The 19,705-nt window shown below is 58.9% G+C and carries 19 protein-coding genes; 6 read left to right on the plus strand and 13 right to left on the minus strand.

What is annotated here, in order from left to right:
- Window positions 1-72: 72 nt before the first annotated feature.
- The 4 genes from ACNYC6_RS05510 (at window position 73) to ACNYC6_RS05525 (ending at window position 5,186) form a co-directional block, all read left to right on the plus strand.
- Window positions 73-1,845 (plus strand): N-acetylglutaminylglutamine amidotransferase, encoded by a 1,773-nt coding sequence (locus tag ACNYC6_RS05510; RefSeq protein ID WP_419711433.1) that lies wholly within the window; start codon window positions 73-75, stop codon window positions 1,843-1,845.
- Window positions 1,846-1,848: 3 nt separating this feature from the next.
- The gene (ngg, locus tag ACNYC6_RS05515; RefSeq protein ID WP_419711434.1) at window positions 1,849-3,600 is read left to right on the plus strand and encodes an N-acetylglutaminylglutamine synthetase; all 1,752 of its coding nucleotides are present in this window, start codon (window positions 1,849-1,851) and stop codon (window positions 3,598-3,600) included.
- Window positions 3,601-3,690: 90 nt separating this feature from the next.
- Window positions 3,691-4,881, plus strand: a complete 1,191-nt coding sequence (locus ACNYC6_RS05520) for an osmoprotectant NAGGN system M42 family peptidase (protein WP_419711435.1) — start codon at window positions 3,691-3,693, stop codon at window positions 4,879-4,881.
- A gap of 77 nt (window positions 4,882-4,958) precedes the next feature.
- Window positions 4,959-5,186: a YheU family protein gene (locus ACNYC6_RS05525; protein ID WP_003199186.1), complete on the plus strand. Its 228-nt coding sequence runs from the start codon at window positions 4,959-4,961 to the stop codon at window positions 5,184-5,186.
- Here ACNYC6_RS05525 and csrA read toward each other — a convergent pair.
- From csrA to ACNYC6_RS05540, 3 genes are all read right to left on the minus strand, one after another.
- Window positions 5,175-5,366 (minus strand): carbon storage regulator CsrA, encoded by a 192-nt coding sequence (csrA, locus tag ACNYC6_RS05530; protein WP_419711436.1) that lies wholly within the window; start codon window positions 5,364-5,366, stop codon window positions 5,175-5,177. The two genes, ACNYC6_RS05525 and csrA, sit on opposite strands and share 12 nt — an antisense overlap.
- A gap of 152 nt (window positions 5,367-5,518) precedes the next feature.
- The gene (locus ACNYC6_RS05535) at window positions 5,519-5,851 is read right to left on the minus strand and encodes a YnfA family protein (RefSeq protein WP_419711437.1); all 333 of its coding nucleotides are present in this window, start codon (window positions 5,849-5,851) and stop codon (window positions 5,519-5,521) included.
- A gap of 64 nt (window positions 5,852-5,915) precedes the next feature.
- Window positions 5,916-6,731, minus strand: a complete 816-nt coding sequence (locus ACNYC6_RS05540) for an SDR family oxidoreductase (protein ID WP_419711438.1) — start codon at window positions 6,729-6,731, stop codon at window positions 5,916-5,918.
- 286 nt (window positions 6,732-7,017) lie between these two features.
- Between ACNYC6_RS05540 and ACNYC6_RS05545 the strand changes: the two genes are divergently transcribed.
- Window positions 7,018-7,170, plus strand: coding sequence for a DUF3309 family protein (locus ACNYC6_RS05545; protein WP_008060837.1), 153 nt, complete (start codon window positions 7,018-7,020; stop codon window positions 7,168-7,170).
- Between the two features lie 60 nt (window positions 7,171-7,230).
- Here ACNYC6_RS05545 and ACNYC6_RS05550 read toward each other — a convergent pair whose 3' ends face one another.
- The 10 genes from ACNYC6_RS05550 to ACNYC6_RS05595 form a co-directional block, all read right to left on the minus strand.
- Window positions 7,231-9,330: an LTA synthase family protein gene (locus tag ACNYC6_RS05550; RefSeq protein WP_419711439.1), complete on the minus strand. Its 2,100-nt coding sequence runs from the start codon at window positions 9,328-9,330 to the stop codon at window positions 7,231-7,233.
- A gap of 366 nt (window positions 9,331-9,696) precedes the next feature.
- A complete protein-coding gene (locus ACNYC6_RS05555; protein WP_419711440.1) occupies window positions 9,697-10,302 on the minus strand; it encodes an START domain-containing protein in 606 nt (201 codons plus the stop codon).
- A gap of 96 nt (window positions 10,303-10,398) precedes the next feature.
- Window positions 10,399-10,653, minus strand: coding sequence for a YkgJ family cysteine cluster protein (locus ACNYC6_RS05560; protein WP_419711441.1), 255 nt, complete (start codon window positions 10,651-10,653; stop codon window positions 10,399-10,401).
- A 165-nt stretch (window positions 10,654-10,818) separates the two neighbouring features.
- Window positions 10,819-11,286, minus strand: a complete 468-nt coding sequence (locus ACNYC6_RS05565; protein ID WP_419711442.1) for a translation initiation factor 2 — start codon at window positions 11,284-11,286, stop codon at window positions 10,819-10,821.
- Window positions 11,287-11,385: 99 nt separating this feature from the next.
- Entirely contained in the window at window positions 11,386-12,825 is a 1,440-nt protein-coding gene (locus ACNYC6_RS05570) for a PLP-dependent aminotransferase family protein (protein WP_419711443.1), read from the minus strand.
- A 201-nt stretch (window positions 12,826-13,026) separates the two neighbouring features.
- A complete protein-coding gene (locus tag ACNYC6_RS05575) occupies window positions 13,027-13,839 on the minus strand; it encodes an OmpA family protein (RefSeq protein ID WP_419711444.1) in 813 nt (270 codons plus the stop codon).
- A complete protein-coding gene (locus ACNYC6_RS05580; RefSeq protein ID WP_419711445.1) occupies window positions 13,836-14,192 on the minus strand; it encodes a DUF4398 domain-containing protein in 357 nt (118 codons plus the stop codon). Before ACNYC6_RS05580 ends, ACNYC6_RS05575 begins: the two co-directional genes overlap by 4 nt.
- A gap of 9 nt (window positions 14,193-14,201) precedes the next feature.
- Complete coding sequence (locus ACNYC6_RS05585; RefSeq protein ID WP_419711446.1) at window positions 14,202-15,017, minus strand: substrate-binding periplasmic protein; 816 nt, start codon at window positions 15,015-15,017, stop codon at window positions 14,202-14,204.
- A 789-nt stretch (window positions 15,018-15,806) separates the two neighbouring features.
- Window positions 15,807-16,736 carry an electron transfer flavoprotein subunit alpha/FixB family protein gene (locus tag ACNYC6_RS05590; protein WP_419711447.1) on the minus strand — a complete coding sequence of 310 codons (930 nt, stop codon included), beginning with the start codon at window positions 16,734-16,736 and terminating at the stop codon, window positions 15,807-15,809.
- Window positions 16,737-17,486, minus strand: coding sequence for an electron transfer flavoprotein subunit beta/FixA family protein (locus ACNYC6_RS05595; protein ID WP_419711448.1), 750 nt, complete (start codon window positions 17,484-17,486; stop codon window positions 16,737-16,739).
- 548 nt (window positions 17,487-18,034) lie between these two features.
- Here ACNYC6_RS05595 and ACNYC6_RS05600 point away from each other — a divergent pair.
- Window positions 18,035-19,699, plus strand: a complete 1,665-nt coding sequence (locus tag ACNYC6_RS05600) for an electron transfer flavoprotein-ubiquinone oxidoreductase (protein ID WP_419711449.1) — start codon at window positions 18,035-18,037, stop codon at window positions 19,697-19,699.
- Window positions 19,700-19,705: the final 6 nt, after the last annotated feature.

Below are 19,705 nucleotides of genomic sequence, written 5' to 3' on the forward strand. Positions count from 1 at the left end.
CAGTTTCTGAGTACCGGCAATTTTGCACGGTATCGATTGACCCTCCCCAACGGAAAAACCGGTAAGGAATTTATGTGCGGATTAGCTGGCGAGTTACGTTTTGACAATCAACCTGCCGACCTCGCGGCGGTTGAACGAATCACCCATCACCTGGCCCCTCGCGGCCCCGACGCCTGGGGTTTTCACAGCCAGGGGCCGATTGCCCTGGGCCACAGACGCCTGAAAATCATGGACCTGTCGGACGGTTCGGCGCAGCCGATGATCGACAACCAACTGGGCTTGTCCCTGGCCTTCAACGGCGCCATCTACAACTACCCGGAACTGCGTGCCGAACTGGAAGCGCTCGGTTATGCCTTTTATTCCGGCGGCGACACCGAAGTGCTGCTCAAAGGCTTTCACGCCTGGGGTGAAGCGCTGCTGCCGAAACTCAACGGCATGTTTGCATTCGCCATTTGGGAACGTGATGCCCAGCGCCTGTTCATCGCCCGGGATCGTCTTGGCGTGAAACCGTTGTACCTGTCGCGCACCGGCCAACGCCTGCGCTTTGCCTCGGCGTTGCCGGCGTTGCTCAAGGGTGGCGACATCAACCCGATCCTTGATCCGGTGGCGCTCAACCATTATCTGAATTTCCATGCTGTGGTCCCCGCGCCGCGTACCTTGCTGGCCGGCATCGAAAAGCTGCCGCCCGCGACCTGGATGCGCATCGAAGCGGACGGCCGCACCGAGCAAAAAACCTGGTGGACCCTGCCCTACGGCCCACACGCCGATGAGCAGAATCTGACACTCGAAGACTGGCGCGACCGCGTGCTCGACAGCACCCGCGACGCGGTCGCGATCCGCCAACGTGCAGCGGTCGATGTCGGCGTACTGCTTTCGGGCGGTGTCGATTCGAGCATGCTGGTAGGTCTGTTGCGTGAAGTCGGCGTGGAAAACCTGTCGACCTTTTCCATCGGGTTTCAAGACGCCGGTGGCGAGCGCGGCGACGAGTTTCAGTATTCGGACTTGATCGCCAAACATTACGGCACCCAACATCACCAACTGCGCATCAACGAAAAAGAGATCATCGAACAACTGCCTGCCGCGTTCCGCGCGATGAGCGAGCCGATGGTCAGCCACGACTGCATCGCCTTCTACCTGCTCTCCCGGGAAGTGGCCAAGCATTGCAAAGTGGTGCAGAGCGGCCAGGGCGCCGACGAATTGTTTGCCGGGTATCACTGGTACCCGCAGGTCGACGGTGCCAGCGATCCCTATGCGGCCTATCGCGAAGCGTTTTTCGACCGCAGCTACGACGACTATGCCGCCACCGTGCAGCCGAAATGGCTGACGGCGAATGACGCTGCCGGTGACTTCGTGAAGGCACATTTCGCACAACCTGGTGCCGATGCCGCCGTGGACAAAGCCCTGCGCCTGGACAGCACGGTGATGCTGGTGGACGACCCGGTCAAACGCGTCGACAACATGACCATGGCCTGGGGCCTGGAAGCACGCACGCCGTTTCTCGACTATCGCCTGGTGGAATTGTCGGCGCGGGTGCCGGGCAAGTTCAAACTGCCCGACGGTGGCAAACAGGTGCTCAAGGAAGCGGCGCGGCTGGTGATCCCGAGTGAAGTGATCGACCGCAAGAAAGGCTACTTCCCGGTGCCGGGCCTCAAGCATTTGCAGGGTGACACGCTGGACTGGGTGCGCGAGTTGCTGCTCGATCCGAGCCAGGATCGCGGGCTGTTCAACCCCGCCATGCTCGACCGCTTATTGACTGACCCGCAAGGTCAACTGACGCCGTTGCGCGGCTCCAAGCTGTGGCAACTGGCGGCCCTGAACCTGTGGCTCAGTGAACAAGGAATCTGATCGATGAAACCTCACGCCACGGCTTTCAGCCAACGCTTGTTGCGCGGTCAGGCGCCCTCCTACGAACGTTTGCAGGCGCGCCTGGCCGAAGACGGCAGCGCACTGGGCGGCGAGCCGATTGCCCTGCATTGCGGTTGGGGCCGGTTGCTGATTGGGCATACCTTTGCCGATCCGGCCAGCCTCGCCAAGGAGTTGCTCAACGAGCAGCCCGGCGAACGCGATATTGCGCTGTACGTCGCCGCGCCCCAGCAAGTGCTGGGGCTGGAGCCGACCCAGTTGTTCCTCGATCCGTCCGACACCTTGCGCCTGTGGTTCAGCGACTACCGCCAGGCGACGCAGGTGTTTCGCGGCTTCCGTATCCGTCGCGCCCAGAGTGAAGCCGACTGGCAGGCGATCAATCAGCTGTATCAGGCGCGCAGCATGTTGCCGATCGACGCCACATTGCTGACTCCGCGACACTTGGGCGGCCCGGTGTACTGGCTGGCCGAAGACGAGGACAGCGGCGCGGTGATTGGCAGCGTCATGGGCCTCAATCATCGCAAGGCATTCAACGATCCGGAGAACGGCAGCAGCCTGTGGTGCCTGGCGGTCGATCCGCACTGTTCGCGGCCCGGCGTCGGTGAAGTGCTGGTGCGGCATTTGATCGAGCACTTCATGAGCCGCGGGCTGAGTTACCTCGACCTGTCGGTGCTGCACGACAATCGTCAGGCGAAAAGCCTCTACGCCAAGCTCGGATTTCGCAATCTGTCGACCTTCGCCATCAAGCGCAAGAACGGGATCAACCAACCGTTGTTTCTCGGGCCTGGGCCGGAAGCGGCGTTCAATCCCTATGCACGGATCATCGTCGAGGAAGCACACCGCCGTGGCATCGATGTGCAAGTGGATGACGCCGATACCGGGATGTTTACCCTCAGCCACGGGGGGCGTCGGGTGCGTTGCCGTGAATCCCTCTGCGACTTGACCAGTGCCATCAGCATGAGCCTGTGCCAGGACAAAAGCCTGACCCACAAAGTGCTCAAGACCGCTGGCTTGCACTTGCCGGCTCAGCAACTGGCGGGCAATGCCGATGACAACTTGGCGTTCCTCGACGAACACCATCGCGTGGTGGTCAAACCGCTGGACGGTGAACAAGGCCAGGGCGTGGCGGTGGACTTGCAAAGCATTGAAGAGGTCCAGCAAGCCATCGAATCAGCCCGTCAGTTCGACAGTCGCGTATTGCTGGAAAGCTTTCACGAGGGCCTCGATCTGCGCATTTTGGTCATAGGCTTTGAAGTGGTGGCGGCGGCTATTCGCAGGCCCGCAGAGGTGGTGGGTGATGGTCAGCATTCCATCGGCGCGCTGATCGAAGCCCAGAGCCGACGACGCCAGGCTGCCACTGACGGGGAAAGCAAAATCCCCCTCGACTCGGAAACCCAGCGTACGGTGCATGCCTCGGGTTACGACTACAGCAGCATTCTGCCGGCCGGCGAGCACCTGTTCGTGCGACGCACAGCGAACCTGCATACCGGCGGCATTCTTGAGGATGTCACCGCGATTCTGCACGCGACACTGGCGGACGCCGCCGTAAGGGCCGCTCGCGCGCTGGATATTCCAGTGGTTGGCCTGGACCTGATGGTGACCGCCGCCGATCAGCCTGAGTACGTGTTTATCGAAGCCAACGAACGCGCCGGGCTGGCCAACCATGAGCCGCAACCGACGGCCGAGCGCTTTGTGGATTTGTTGTTTCCGCATAGTCAGGCGCCTGCTTGTATTTAGGCGGTGCCTGGGCTGGCGCCTTCGCCAGCCCAGGCAACAAAAAACTCTCTCATCGAAACCATCGATGCGCTCAACTCATCAGGAGTTTCCATGACCATCAAATACCCAGAACCCGACCTGACCTACCTGCAAAAAGTCCTGCTGGAAATGCTCGCCATTCCCAGCCCGACCGGGTTCACCGACACCATCGTGCGCTACGTCGCCGAGCGCCTGGAAGAACTGGGCATTCCCTTCGAAATGACCCGTCGCGGCACCATCCGCGCCACGCTCAAAGGCAAGAAGAACAGCCCCGACCGCGCCGTTTCTGCGCACCTGGACACCATTGGTGCCGCCGTGCGCGCGATCAAGGATAACGGCCGCCTGACCCTGGCCCCGGTGGGCTGCTGGTCCAGCCGTTTCGCCGAAGGCAGCCGGGTGAGCCTCTTCACAGACAACGGCGTGATCCGCGGCAGCGTGCTGCCGTTGATGGCATCCGGGCACGCCTTCAACACCGCCGTGGATGAAATGCCGATCAGTTGGGACCACATTGAACTGCGCCTGGATGCCTACTGCGCGACCCGCGCCGATTGCGACTCGCTGGGTATCAGCGTCGGCGATTTCGTCGCCTTCGATCCGCTGCCGGAATTCACCGAAAGCGGCCACATCAGCGCCCGTCACCTCGACGACAAAGCCGGGGTCGCGGCGCTGCTGGCCGCGTTGAAAGCCATCGTCGACAGTGGCGAGGAGTTGCTGATCGACTGCCATCCGCTGTTCACCATTACCGAGGAAACCGGCAGTGGCGCGGCGGCGGCTTTGCCTTGGGACGTCAGTGAGTTCGTCGGTATCGATATTGCGCCGGTCGCCCCAGGCCAGCACTCCAGCGAACACGCTGTGAGCATTGCGATGCAGGACTCGGGCGGGCCGTACGACTATCACTTGTCGCGACACCTGCTACGCCTGGCCAGCGATAACGACTTGCCCGTACGCCGTGATTTGTTCCGGTATTACTTCAGCGATGCGCACTCTGCGGTGACCGCGGGTCATGACATTCGTACCGCCCTGCTCGCCTTCGGCTGCGACGCCACCCATGGCTACGAACGTACACACATCGACAGCCTCGCCGCCCTGAGCCGCCTGCTCGGTGCCTACATCCTCAGCCCGCCGGTCTTCGCCAGCGACGCCCAACCGGCAACCGGCTCACTGGACCGGTTCAGTCACCAGATCGAACACGACACCCAGATGGAAAGCGATACGCGGGTGCCGTCGGTGGATAGCCTGGTAGGGCAGCGAAACGATAGCTAAGCAACTACGGGCAGTTCCTGCTGGTGGTGCGGTCATATCCGCCGTAGCATCGCGCCATTGATTTGACCGAGGTGCCTATGCTGATCCCCCACGACCAACTTGAAGTCGACACCCTCACCCGCCTGATCGAGGATTTCGTGACCCGCGACGGCACCGACAATGGCGATGACACGCCGCTGGAAACCCGTGTTCTGCGGGTGCGCCAGGCACTGACCAAGGGCCAGGCATTGATCGTCTTCGACCCGGAAAGCGAGCAGTGCCAGTTGATGCTCAAGCACGATGTGCCCAAGCATCTATTCGACTGATTTTTTCTGGCGGGGCACCTTGCGCTTGATGCGGTCATAAATCTCCGCGCGGTGCACATTCACGTCCTGCGGCGCCTCGATGCCAAAACGCACGTTGTTGCCGTTGATGGCGACGACGCGGATGGAAATGTTGTCACCGATGGAAATCAATTCGCCCACTACGCGACTGAGTACAAGCATGGCCTTCGTCCTTCCAGGGTTACCGAACCTTGAAGATGCCCGGCGCAGGCCGGGCCTTCAAGACAGCAGCGGTAATCCAGACTGAACTTACAGCCATGGACCAACGCACTGACGGAAACGTCTGACAGAACCACTAAAAGTGCGGCCAATCTTCAGGAAGCGGAAAAACGCGGTCCGAACAAGATGATGCTGGCGCCGATCACGCACAACGCCACCCCGAGCCAGTCCGAGCCCAGCGGACGAATCCGCTCGACCACCGCCAGCCAGCCAATCGAGGCAATGATGTAAATGCCACCGTAAGCGGCATAGGCGCGACCGGCATAGGTCGATTCAATGCGGGTGAGCAACAGCGCGAACAACGTCAGGCTGAGCAGCGCCGGCACGACCCACCACACGCTCTTTCCCTGACGCAGCCACATCCAGAAGGCAAAGCAGCCGGCAATTTCAAACAGCGCGGCAAGGAAGAACCACAGGTAGTTGAGCATGCAAACGTCCCGCAAGAGTGACCGATGGCGGCCACCCTAACGACGCATTTACTCACGGGCAAGTTCAGCTTGCGGTTTGTTTGGCCTTGGCGCGCATCTTGTCGGCCATGATCGTCATCTCGTTGTAGAGCAATTGCGGGTTCTTCTGTTTCAACGCCCAGGCCATGCGGCCCTGCTCATGAGGCAAAATCATGAATTCTCCGGCAGCGACCTGCTGATAGATGTAGTCGGCGATGTCAGCGGCGCTGATCGGCGAACTTTCCAGTAACTTGCCAACCTGGGCTTTCATCGCCGGGGTCGGGCCACGGAAAGAGTCCAGCAAGTTGGTCTGGAAAAAAGACGGGCAAACCACATGCACGCCAACTTCCTGGTGCGCCAGTTCGATCAGCAGGCTTTCGGACAACGCCACCACACCGGCCTTGGCCACGTTGTAGTTGCTCATGGCCGGGCCTTGCATCAATGCCGCCATCGATGCGATGTTGATGATCTTGCCTTTGCTCTTTTCCAGAAGTGGCAGGAACGCTTTGCAGCCCTTGACCACGCCCATCAGGTTGATCGCGATCTGCCAGTCCCAGTCCTCCAGGGACAACTCGCTGAAGAACCCGCCCGACGCTACGCCCGCGTTGTTGACGATGACATCAATGCCACCGAGTTTCACTTCGCACGCCTGGGCGAATGCGGTCAATTGGCTGTAATCGCGGACGTCGCAACGCTGGATAAAACCGTCGCCGCCGGCTTCGCGCACAAGTTTCAGGGTTTCCTGCAGGCCGGGCTCACTGACGTCCGACAAGGCCAGTTGCCAGCCTTCACGCGCCCAGCGCAGCGCGATTTCGCGACCCAGGCCCGAGCCTGCGCCAGTGATCATCATGCGATTTTGCATAGCAAACAGCCTTGTTGTTCCGTGGAAGATGCGTCGAGTGTAGCGAAGGATATTGCGCCACCCACGCTCCATCAGATTGCTGAATGGCCCGAGCAAACCGCCGGAACGGCTGACGCAACTAATACAACATGATTTGGAATGGGCTCTGCATCAAAAAACATCAAAAAAACTTGGAATTTTCTTTCAGGCGCATGGGTCGGAATTTTTAAGCAGCTCGAATAAATGACATTCCCGCTGACTGATAACGGCAAAGTCATTCCTGAACTCTTACAGCAAGGAAACAGACATGGGCACAATTCTTCTCATCATTCTGATCCTGTTACTGATCGGTGGTCTGCCGGTCTTCCCGCACTCCAGAAGTTGGGGTTATGGCCCGTCCGGTATCATCGGCGTGGTGTTGGTGGTGATATTGATTCTGTTGTTACTCGGCAAGATATGACGATTTAACCGGCAAAAAAAAGAGGCCTTTTTAGGGGCCTCTTTTTTATTGCGTCGCTATTTAGTCCGGCGTGCCGTCGACCACACCGGCGGTGTTGTCGAGCAGGCTCTTGGTCGCCGTTTGCAGGAACGCTTCGAGCTTGGTTTTCAGCTCGGCGGTACGCGGAGCATCCGGTACCACTTCAGCGTGCGGCTTGGCACCCAGTTCATAGCGGTACATCTTCGGCGCCATGTCCTTGTCCCGTGGCAGCACCAGAATCTGGTCCGCCGTCACGATGGCCGTGGTCTGTTCACTGCCCGACGGCTTGATCACGCCAAAACCGGTATCGCCTTCAGGCAGGTTAAGCAGGTCGCGACCCCAGCACTGATGACGAACCTCGCCACCCAGACGCCCCATGATGGTCGGCACGATGTCGATCTGCGTGCCCACGGTGTGGTCAAGCTTGCCGAACTTCTCCTGGATGCCCGGTGCAATCAGCAGCATCGGCACGTTGAAACGACCCAGGTCCATTTCGGTGATCTGACGTTCGTTGCCGAAGCCATGGTCGCCGACGACGACAAACAGCGTTTCCTTGAAGTACGGCTCCTTGCGAGCCTTCTCGAAGAACTGACCCAACGCCCAGTCCGAGTAACGCATGGCGGTCAAGTGCTCGTTCAGACTGCCGCGATCGGTGACACGCTCGACCGGCAATGGCGTCGGCAAAGCATATGGCGTGTGGTTGGACAGGGTTTGCAGCAAGGCATAGAACGGTTTCTTGTCCTTGCCGTCGCGGGCTTTCAGTTCAACCAGACCACGGTCGAACATGTCCTGGTCGGACACACCCCAGGTCGGATCGGAGAACACCGGGTTAACGAAATCGTTACGCCCGATGAAATTGGTCATGCCCTGGTTGCTGAAGAAACCCGACTGGTTGTCCCAGGCGAAATCGCCGTTGTAGACATACACGTCGTCGTAGTCACGGGCACTGAGCAACTGCGGCAGGCCAGACAACTTGTGGCTGCCTTCCGGCGTCTGCATCAAGTATTCAAAACCTGGCAGGTTCGGGAAGCACGCCATGGTGGCGAACATGCCTTGGTGGGTGTGAGTACCGTTGGAGAAGAAGCGGTCGAACAGCAGGCCTTCCTTCGTCAGTTGATCGAGGTATGGCGTGATGTTGCCGGAAGCGCCCAATGCGCCCACCGAGTGACCCGCCATGCTTTCCATCAGGATCACAACGACGTTCTTGATCGGCAGGGTCTTGTCGGCCGGTGGCGTGTAGTCGCGGCGTACCGCGGCAGTTTCGCTATCCACCAGTTTGTCGTCCTTCATGACCAGCATGTCGCGCACGGTCTGCTGGGCCATAGGCTGTGGCAGCGTGGCTTTCCAGATGTTGTCGCGATCTTCGGACATCCGGCTCTTCGCCGCCGCCACCAGGGACAGCGTACCGTTGAGACCCAGTTGGTTGGCGAAGTTGGAGTCGGTGGTGTAGACATCACCCCAACGCATCGGCGGGCCCTGGCGAAGGGTGCCACGAGCCGCGACCACGCAGATCAGCAAGCAGACCACGAATACCACGGCACGCGTGTACCAAGGAGCAACCTGCCGGGTGCTGATGCTGCCGCCGCTGAACGGACCACGAGGACGGGTCGCACGGTCGGCGCCCTTGAACGCCAGGCTGAGGATCCAGGTGCCCACGGCCCAGGCCAGCAGATAGCGAACCACCGGGAAACCGTACCAGAGCATGCTCATCACGGTTTTCGGGTCTTCCTTCACATACTGGAAGACCAGGCCGTTCAGGCGCTGGTGGAACTCACGGTAGAAGTCCATCTCCATCAGGCCCAGGAACAACGCGATACTGGAGGCGATAGTCAGCCAGAGACGGAAGAACCCACGCGCCGCCATGGCACGGGCACTGAACAGTGCCAGCAGCAACGGGATGCTGAGGTACACCACCAGACGCAGGTCGAAACGCAGGCCGTTGGCGAACGCCTCGACAAAGGTCGAGGCCGGTGTATCGAGGATCATTTCGCGGTTGTAGACCAGCAGCGCGAGGCGCAGGGCGGAAAACATCACCATCATGACCAGAGCGCACAGCAGCGTGTAAGCCAGATGCGATTTGACGGTCGGTTGCAGCAAGCGACTAGAAGCTCGCTGCTGACTCAGGGCGTCCGGGATTGCCATGTCGTTTTAGGACCCATTGGAAGTTGAAGTTTCAAAAATATAGCGGCGCCTTGCCCTCTGTTGGCCAGTACTCGGCCCCGGGGTTTGCGCGGTGCGCAAATGTTGCACGATCAACCGCGGCATTGCCATTGATTACTGTTCTGTCATGCCGGCGCGGGCGAATTGTCTTGGAGGCTTTGTGAAAATTTTGTGCAACGCATATCTGGAAACAAAATAAAGGCTTCAGATCGAATTCAGGATCAAAAGATCGCAGCCTTCGGCAGCTCCTGCATTGGAACCCTTTCGTTGCAGGAACTGCGGAGTGCAACGATCTTTCCACCCGGCAGGGAGTGAACGCGCAGCAGAGGGAGGCGACGACCCCAGCGCTTACTTCTCAGCCCGGGCCTTGAGTGCTTTGAGGGTATTGAACGGCGCATCGACCACAAACTTGTTGGCAACCATCGAAGGAACGCTCCCACCCGGCTCAGTGTGAACCTGATAAATCACCTCAACCTGATCCCCCTTGGGCACGAACTTCCAGAAACCATCAACCTTGGCCACCCGCACAAAGCCCTTCTCTTCAGGAATGTACGTCGGCACGCCTTCAAGCTTGCGAGTCAAACTGCCATCGGCGCCTTCGACAGTGGTGACATGCAGCACCGAATCACGCGGCGTAACCGGCCACGGCGTATTGAATTGAGTGTAGGTCCAGCTCTGGTCACCTTCGTGCTTGAGCAACTTCTGGCTCTTGCATTCGTGAATCCATGTGCAGGCGCCCGCCACGTCGTCCTGCAACGCGCGCAATTTGGCCACGGTGGTTTTCATCAAAGTGACACCCTGATAGGCCTTGTAGTCGGAACCGGCCACTTCGCTCAGGGACACCTTGATGCCCTCTTCATTCTTGGCGACTTTCCAGTCTTCGGCCTGGGCGGCCGAAGTAGCCAGAACAGCAGTCAAACCACACAACACAGCCATACGATGCAGCGAACCCATAGTTTTATTCCTTATTGTTGAAATTCCGTTCGTTGGGATTGCACCTGCGATCACCTTCAGGTTTTTCGGAGGTGATCGCAGGTGCAATCCCACACATCACGCGGCGGTCATTTGCTCCCACCAGCCAATCAGCCGGATCGCTTCTTCGCTGCTGCTTCCACACACTTCAGGGTCGGCTTCAAATGCCGAGCACACCGCTGGACGCTCCGGTTGACCGAAAATGTTGCACAGGTTATCGGCAGACAATTGCAGGCAACGTTCCCCGGCGGCTTTGCCGTTGGGCATACCGGGAATGGGTGAACTGATGGATGGGGCAATGCAACAGGCGCCACAGCCTTCACGGCATTTCATGACGACGAGCTCCTCGCGACGGGCGATGTATTAAAGGACGGGGCACAGAGTAACCGCTAAAACAGTTGTTTTAAATTACCGCACCACGGGTTTTTACCTGCAAACGGCTGTGACCGGGCAGTCTCCAACAAAGCGCCTACCCAGCGGGTTGCGAATAGAGTCGACTTATCGCTTGAACTCAAACTCCAGTGCCGCACCCTCGACTTCATGGCGTTCTTCATTGCGTAACTGCAACTGCATTTCGTTGCTGATCAAACGACCGTTGAGCTGGAACTGGCTGCTTTTGTCACCGAACATCTGCGGCAACACGGGGTCGCGCTTGGGCAACGGCACAGTACCGACGGGGTCAAGCTCCTCAACCATATCCTTGGGCAGGCTCAGATCCAGGTCGGCGGAAGGGAGTTGGGTTTTCACCACTTCACTGGCCGGTTTCGACTTGGAGGCAATCGGCGGGCGCTTTTTCACCACAGCCGCTTTCTTTTTCACTGGTGCAGTTTTTTTCGCGGGCGCCGCTTTTTTCGATGGGGTGCTCGCTGTCGGTTTTTCTTGAGCAGAGGCGGCCAGAATGGATACCGGCTGAGCGCTGATGAACAGGCAGATCAACAGACAGGTGGCAGAAAAAATCGATTTCATGGATCCAACGGCGCATATCGCGCAATCGACAGCGGGGCCATATGCTCGCCTGTTGCAGGCGTCATGACAAGCGCGGGCAGGATTAACCTGCCCGCCCCTTCAAAAGCCGCCGGCCATCTCCTGGCAAAGCTGGGTGGCCAGCATGCCCAAGGTCATCAATGCCCGCTCAGCTTCACGATTCCACGGGATGCCGCAGTTCAACCGGATGCAGTGATTGAATTGCTCGGTGTTACTGAAAATCAGCCCCGGCGCAATGCTGATGCCCTGTTGCAGTGCGCGCACATGCAATTCCTGGGTATTGACCCTTCCCGGCAGGCTCACCCACAAAATGAAGCCACCGGTGGGTCGCGTCATTTGCGTGCCTTCGGGGAAATATTGCTGCACCGCCAACTGGAAGGCGCTGAGGTTCTTGCGGTATTCCTGACGGATGAATCGCAAATGCCGGTCGTAACCACCGTTTTCCAGATAGGCGGCAATGCCCATTTGCGTGACGCTGCAGGCCGAATGAGTACTGAAGGTCTGCAGGCGCTGGATTTCCTGCTGGTACTTGCCGGCAATCATCCAGCCAATGCGCACTCCCGGCGACAGGGTCTTGGAGAAACTCGAGCAATAGATCACCCGATCCAACCGATCGTAGGCCTTGAGCGCCTTGGTGCGGCCCTGCTCGAACATCAGTTCGCCGTAGATATCGTCCTCGACAACCTGGATGTCGAAATCCGACGCCAGCCGCAACAGTTGCTTCTGCCGCTCTTCGGGCATGGTGCCGCCCAATGGGTTGCTCAGACGCGTGGTCAGCACCAGCGCCTTGATCGACCACTGGTTGGCCGCCAGTTGCAGGGCTTCGAGGCTCATGCCCGTAGCAGGATCGCTGGGGATTTCGATGACCTTGAGCCCCAACAGATCGGCCAGTTGCAGCAGACCGTAATAGGTCGGCGATTCGGCCGCGATCAGATCACCCGGCCGGGTCAGCACCCGCAGAGACATCTGCAAGGCATCGACACAGCCATGGGTGATCACCACTTCCGACGGGTCGACCACCACGCCGGCATCACGCATGCGGATCGCCACTTGTCGGCGCAGCGGCTCGAAACCGGGGCTGAACATGTAGCTGAAGGCACGCGGGCTGTGGAAACGGGTGACTTTGGCCAACTGCTGGTGCAGCGCCCGCACCGGCAGATAGTCGACGCTCGGCACCGCAGCGCCCAACGGGAAAACACCTTCACGGCGGGACTCGACCAGAACCTGTTGAATGATGCTGCTGCGGGTGACCAGGCCCGGACGCTCAACCCGGGCGATATCCGGAGTCGGCGCAGTCAGTGCCGGGGTCTGGTGTACGTAGTAGCCCGACTGAGGCCGGGCACGGATCAGCCCTTGATCTTCAAGATTGGCATACGCCTGTAAAACCGTGGCATGGCTGACGTTGAGCTGCGAACTCATCTTGCGCACCGAGGGCACGCGCTCGCCCGGTTGATAGACACCACGGCGGATGTCTTCAGCCAGTTGCTGAGCAATACGTTGGTAAAGCAAGAGATTGGTCATGACGCAGCACTCGATTTCACGGGCATTTTATTCTTGTGTGAAACAATACCGGAACAGTTTAGAAGTGTACTGGGACAGTTGCCACAATAGTCGACAGTACAGTGCAGTGTCAGCAAAAACTGTACTGTTTTGTGCGGTAATCGGCAGGCATAAAAAAACCCGGCGCTGTCGGGCAGGCCGGGCTTTCCAGCGACGCAACCCTTAGCGGGCGGCGCCGAGCTGGCCTTTTTCGTCGGAGAACACAATTTCCACCCGGCGGTTCTGTGCGCGTCCACGCTCGGAAGCGTTGGCATCCACCGGGTATTCATCGCCGTAGCCTTCGACCTGAATGCGTTTGTCGTCGATCCCCAAGTCCATCAACACATCCGCCACTGACTGCGCACGGTCACGGGACAACTTGAGGTTTTCCTGTTTACCGCCGGTACTGTCGGCATAACCTTCGATACGCACCACACGCTTGGGGTTGAGCTGCAGGAACTGCACGATCTTCAGGACCACGCGGTTGGCCGAACTTTTCAGTTCCGCTTCACCGGTGTCAAACAGTACATCGCCCAAGGTCATCACCAGACCGCGGTCAGTCTGGGTGGTGGCCAGCGCCACAATCTGCTCTTCGATCCACTTGCCCTGCTGTTGCACGCTGAGCAGCTTGGATTCACGCAAGGCCAATTGCAGGCGCTGACGCTCCAGTTCGAGTTTCGCGGCGCGCTCCTCGTTGAGCACCTGATTGGTGTGCTCCCGGGCGATTTCGCTGTAGCGCTGACTCAGGTAAGCGTAATGCGCCACATCCGAACCGCTGCCCCAGTAGCTGGACAAACGATCGGCACGCGCCAGGGATTCACCGGCGCGAATCACGTCCTTGGGGGCGATACGCAATACGTTGGAGTCTTCCTTGACCTTCTGGAAGTCGGTACCGGCTTGTTGCAATGCGGTCTCGCTGCGTTGACCGGCACAGCCATAAAGACTCGCGCAGCCCATCAGGAGCAAACCACCGATGACTGTGGACTTGAGGCTCATTGGGCGTCTCCCAATTGCTTGCGCAGGCGGGCGATGCGGGTATTGAGCACGTTCAGCTGTTCCTCGCTCTTGAGGGTCAGGACCCGGGCTTCAGCCAGACGCGCATCCAGCTCGGCCTGCTCGGCCCGCATCCGCGCGTTCTTGTAAGACTGGTCAGCCATGCTGCCCTTGGCCCGGTTGTATTTGTCTTCTGCCAGTTTCATTTCCGGCACTTCATCGGCGGTAGCGCCAACAGCCTTGGCTTGCTCGACGGCCTGAGCGGTCAGGCGCATTTGTTCATTCGGCGCCGGATCGGCTGCACAACCCGCCAGAGCCAGAATGGCCAGGGCAGCGAAAAGAGGTCGAATACTCACAAAAAATCCCTACTGTTTTGGGGCACTGACAGGTTGCTTCTGCTGCGCGTTCCAACGCTCGATATTGCGTTGCAGTACAGCCTCCGTCAGTCCGGACGCGGGCAATTCTGTCATCTTTTTGGCCAACTGTCCGCGCAACCACGGATCGTTGCAGGCGGAGTTGTGGGAAAGCGCCAGAAACAACCCCGGCTTGTCGACCGGTTGCGCACGAGCGATCAAGTCATTGGCCATGCCCAGTGTCTGCGCCACTGCCATCCCCGAGTAGCGTCCGGCCAGGACAAATTCCACTTCGCCCAAGAGCAATTTCTGAAAGGCCTGGGTGAGATTGGGGGTACGGGTGAGGGACAATTGCTGATCGGCGAATGTGCCGAATGCTGGGGTCAATCGAGACTTTTCCGACAAGGCGCCGGGATGGCCGTGCAGGTCCTGCACGTCGTTGTAGACCAGTGGCGAGTCTTTACGGGTCCAGACCAGGTAATCGTTTTCCAGCAACGGTGGATGAATGTAGTCCAGGGACTCCAGCTCACTGACCGTCAAGCTGGCGTCGGCCAGCATATCCATGCGGCCACTGCGCACCTCGTCCAGGGCTTGGGAGCGTTTACCGGCGTAAAGCAGTTCGACCTTCAGCCCCAACTCCCCCGCTACTTGCTGCAACAGATCGGCACTGGCGCCGATCAAGTGCTTGGGACTTTGCGGGTCTTGCCATAGATACGGAGGTGCATCCGGGCTGCCGGTCACCACCAGGCGTTCGCATTTGCCCGCTGCGATAGACAACGTCGGCAACAGCGCCAATCCCAGCAAGCTCCAAGCAAGACGCAGATCCATGGCAATACACTCCCGTTAAGACCGTTTATGTCCTGCAGGCTTGCTCCTACAGGGAAAAAAAAGATCGAGTAGGAGGCGGGGTTGCCCCCGCCGTCCTCTCACACCACCGTACATACGGTTCCGTATACGGCGGTTCCTGCCTACTGACATACAACGTCAGCGAGCTTGGTTCCGTTGATGTGTCGCCTGTGGTATCTAAGCGCCCAGACCGGCCCTCGGAGCTTCCGGCTCCTACCTCCTGATGGTCTCGACCCCCGCTATGCGGTGTTTCTGCTTTACGCTCCAACAGAGATCACACCCGACTATCCACTCATGGCAGGTTCAGCCCTTCGTTACTCCGGTGTCGAGCAACTACTACGGCCTCTGCTGACTTCTGTCGCCCATCCCGTCATCTCGCGACGCCGGTAGCACATGGCAGGCTATACAGATCTCCCAGGGTAATTCGCGCGACCTTCCTGCTTATGCCTGTCGGATCTACGTCACAGCGTTCCGTGCAAGTATTGGGCTTTGAAGATATTGGCCTTCTTACCCCGCTGCACCGCCTAATCCGCTTCCTGTTCGTCAGGCCAGCATTTTGCCTCGGGCTTCCTTCAGATTCGCAGTCGCCCGCGACACCCTTGCCTCTGGCTAACACTTCCCCTTGCCGGGTGTGTAGAGGACTTTCACCTCCAAGTCACCAGCATGACCACCACAGCCAAGCTGGTTGCGCTTCGCGCAACGCGCCATGCCTGGCGCACCAAAAAAAAACCCGACCAAAAGGCCGGGCTCTTTATAAGTGAAGCAGCCGGATTAGACCAGCTTCTCCAGCTCAGGGATGGCTTCGAACAAGTCAGCCACCAGGCCGTAATCGGCCACCTGGAAGATCGGCGCTTCTTCGTCCTTGTTGATCGCAACGATCACTTTGGAGTCTTTCATGCCGGCCAGGTGCTGGATCGCGCCGGAGATACCGACGGCGATGTACAGCTGTGGCGCAACGATCTTGCCGGTCTGACCGACCTGCATGTCGTTCGGAACAAAACCTGCGTCGACCGCGGCGCGGGAAGCACCCACGGCTGCGCCCAGCTTGTCGGCCAGGGCGTACAGGTGTTTGAAGTTGTCGCCGTTCTGCATGCCGCGACCGCCGGAAACGACGATCTTGGCAGCGGTCAGTTCCGGACGATCGGACTTGGCCAGTTCTTCGCCGACGAAGCTGGAGATGCCAGCGTCGTGAGCAGCAGCAACGGCTTCAACCGAAGCGGAACCACCTTCAGCAGCAACCGGGTCGAAACCGGTGGCGCGCACGGTGATCACTTTCACTGCAGCGTTCGACTGAACGGTAGCGATGGCGTTACCGGCGTAGATCGGACGCTTGAAGGTGTCAGCGCTTTCTACCGAGATGATCTCGGAGATCTGGTCAACGTCCAGTGCAGCGGCAACGCGCGGCAGGATGTTTTTGCCGTTGGAAGTCGCGGCAGCCAGGATGTGGCTGTAGCCCTTGCCCAACTCTGCAACCAGAGGAGCGACGTTTTCCGGCAGCTGATGCGCGTAAGCGGCATTGTCAGCGTTCAGGACTTTGCTCACGCCAGCGATTTTCGCTGCGGCTTCAGCCACGGCGCCAGCGCCCTGGCCAGCAACCAGAACGTGGATGTCGCCACCGATTTTGGCAGCGGCAGCAACAGTGTTCAGCGTGGCCGGAGCCAGCACTTTGTTGTCGTGTTCAGCAATAACCAAGATAGTCATTTAGATTACCTTCGCTTCGTTTTTCAGTTTCTCGACCAGTTCAGCCACCGACTTGACCTTGATACCCGCGCTGCGTGCAGCAGGCGCTTCGACTTTCACGGTCTTGTTGGTGGAGGCGGTGGAAACGCCCAAAGCGTCCGGAGTCAGCACTTCGAGAGGCTTCTTCTTGGCTTTCATGATGTTTGGCAGAGACGCGTAGCGCGGCTCGTTCAAACGTAGGTCGGTGGTGACGATGGCCGGCAGTTTCAGGGAAACTGTCTGCGCGCCGCCGTCGATTTCGCGGGTTACAGCAACGCTGTCGCCGATGATTTCGACTTTCGAAGCGAACGTGCCCTGACCGTAGCCGCTCAATGCAGCGAGCATCTGGCCAGTCTGGTTGTTGTCGCTGTCGATGGCTTGTTTGCCAAGGATCACCAGCTGAGGCTGTTCCTTGTCGACAACAGCCTTCAACAGTTTGGCAACAGCCAGGGAAGTCAAATCTTCGGCGGATTCGACGAGGATGGCGCGGTCGGCACCCAGAGCCAGCGCGGTGCGCAGTTGCTCTTGAGCGGTGGACGGGCCGACGGAGACGACGACGATTTCAGTCGCAACACCTTTCTCTTTCAGGCGTACGGCTTCTTCCACTGCGATCTCGCAGAACGGGTTCATCGACATCTTGACGTTGGCAAGATCGACGCCGGAATTGTCCGCCTTGACGCGGACCTTGACGTTGTAATCCACAACGCGTTTGACAGCTACAAGAACCTTCATGGATTCCTCGTTACTCTCCGGTGAAAAGAAAGTCGCCTAGGCGAACCTGGCGGTTGATGCTCATCGGGCGCAAGGGCACCTCCAAAAACGCCGGCAAATGTGTCAAGTGAGCCTCGCTCATGATGCTGATGACCGTTCGTCAGGAGTGACTGACGAGTCATTCAATATCACGACGTGTAAACTGCGCGCCAAACCCGCGCGGCGCATCACTTTCTACTGCCATCGCCCTGTCTTTAGAGGTGCTCTTGAAACCAACAGTCAGCCTACGGCGAGCGCAAAACCGCCCGTATCTTGACCGGAACACCTATTCCGGTCAATACGGCAAAATAGCCGTTCATAAGCCGCGTGACTTTGATTTCTCTGGGTTTGAGCCAATTCAAACAAACGTTTGTATTGGACCTTGAGAGTGGTGTAGATATAATGCGCCACCCAAAGAGAAAGGTGGTTGATCGATTGTCCGCTCCCGACGTTGCGCTGGGATTCATGGATGCGACACCAAACCTCAAAAATTAGAAAAAAACTGTTGAGCCTTGAGTAGGAGATAACCTGTGGAACGCGAATACATGGAATTCGACGTGGTCATCGTCGGTGCCGGCCCCGCGGGTCTTTCCGCCGCCTGCCGCTTGAAGCAGAAGGCTGCTGAAGCCGGTAAGGAAATCAGCGTCTGCGTGGTCGAAAAAGGCTCCGAAGTCGGTGCTCACATCCTGTCCGGTGCCGTGTTCGAACCACGGGCCCTGAACGAACTGTTCCCGGACTGGAAAGAACTCGGCGCACCGCTGAATACGCCGGTCACGCGCGATGACATCTTCGTTCTGAAGAACGCTGAAAGCGCGCAGAAAATTCCTGATTTCTTTGTGCCCAAGACCATGCACAACGAAGGCAACTACATCATCTCCCTGGGCAACCTGTGCCGCTGGCTGGCTCAGCAGGCCGAAAACCTGGGTGTGGAAATCTACCCGGGCTTCGCCGCTCAGGAAGCGCTGTTCGACGAAAACGGCATCGTTCGCGGGATCATCACCGGTGATCTGGGCGTAGACCGCGAAGGCAATCCGAAAGAAGGCCTGTACACCCCGGGCATGGAACTGCGTGGCAAGTACACGCTGTTCGCCGAAGGTTGCCGTGGCCACATCGGCAAACAGCTGATCAAGCGCTTCAACCTCGACAACGATTCCGACGTGCAGCACTACGGCATCGGCCTGAAAGAAATCTGGGAAGTCGACCCGGCCAAGCACCAGCCAGGCCTGGTGGTCCACACCGCCGGTTGGCCGATGGACATCATGGGCACCGAGAACACCGGCGGCTCGTTCCTCTATCACCTGGAAAACAATCAGGTTGTCGTCGGCCTGATCGTCGATCTGTCCTACAGCAACACTTATCTGTCGCCGTTCGACGAGTTCCAGCGCCTCAAGCATCACCCGGTGCTTGCTCAGTACCTGGAAGGCGGCAAGCGCATCAGCTACGGCGCACGCGCCATCTGCAAGGGCGGCTTGAACTCACTGCCGAAAATGGTCTTCAAGGGCGGCGCGCTGATCGGTTGCGACCTCGGCACCCTGAACTTCGCCAAGATCAAAGGCAGCCACACGGCGATGAAGTCCGGCATGCTCGCCGCTGAATCCGTGGCTGACGCGCTGTTCGCTGACAAGGACGGTACTGAAGAACTGACCTCCTACGTCGACGCGTTCAAGAACAGCTGGCTGCACGAAGAACTGTTCGCCAGCCGTAACTTCGGCCCGGCGATCCACAAGTTCGGCGCTATCGTCGGCGGTGGTTTCAACTGGCTGGACCAGAACATCTTCGGCGGCAAACTGCCGTTCACCCTGCACGACACCAAGCCGGATTACGCTTGCCTGAAACTGGCGGCCGACTGCAAGAAGATCGACTACCCGAAACCGGACGGCAAGCTCAGCTTCGACAAACTGAGCTCGGTGTTCATCTCCGGGACCAACCACGAAGAAGAGCAGCCGTGCCACCTGAAGCTGACCGATCCAAGCATCCCGATCAGTAAGAACCTGCCGCTGTACGATGAGCCGGCCCAGCGTTACTGCCCGGCCGGCGTGTACGAAGTGGTCACCAGGGAAGACGGCGAGAAGCGCTTCCAGATCAACGCCCAGAACTGCGTTCACTGCAAGACCTGCGACATCAAGGACCCTGCACAGAACATCACCTGGGTGACGCCGGAAGGCGCCGGCGGCCCGACTTACCCGAACATGTAAGCCGAA

Source organism: Pseudomonas sp. NFX224, assembly GCF_048565165.1.
Taxonomy (GTDB): domain Bacteria; phylum Pseudomonadota; class Gammaproteobacteria; order Pseudomonadales; family Pseudomonadaceae; genus Aquipseudomonas.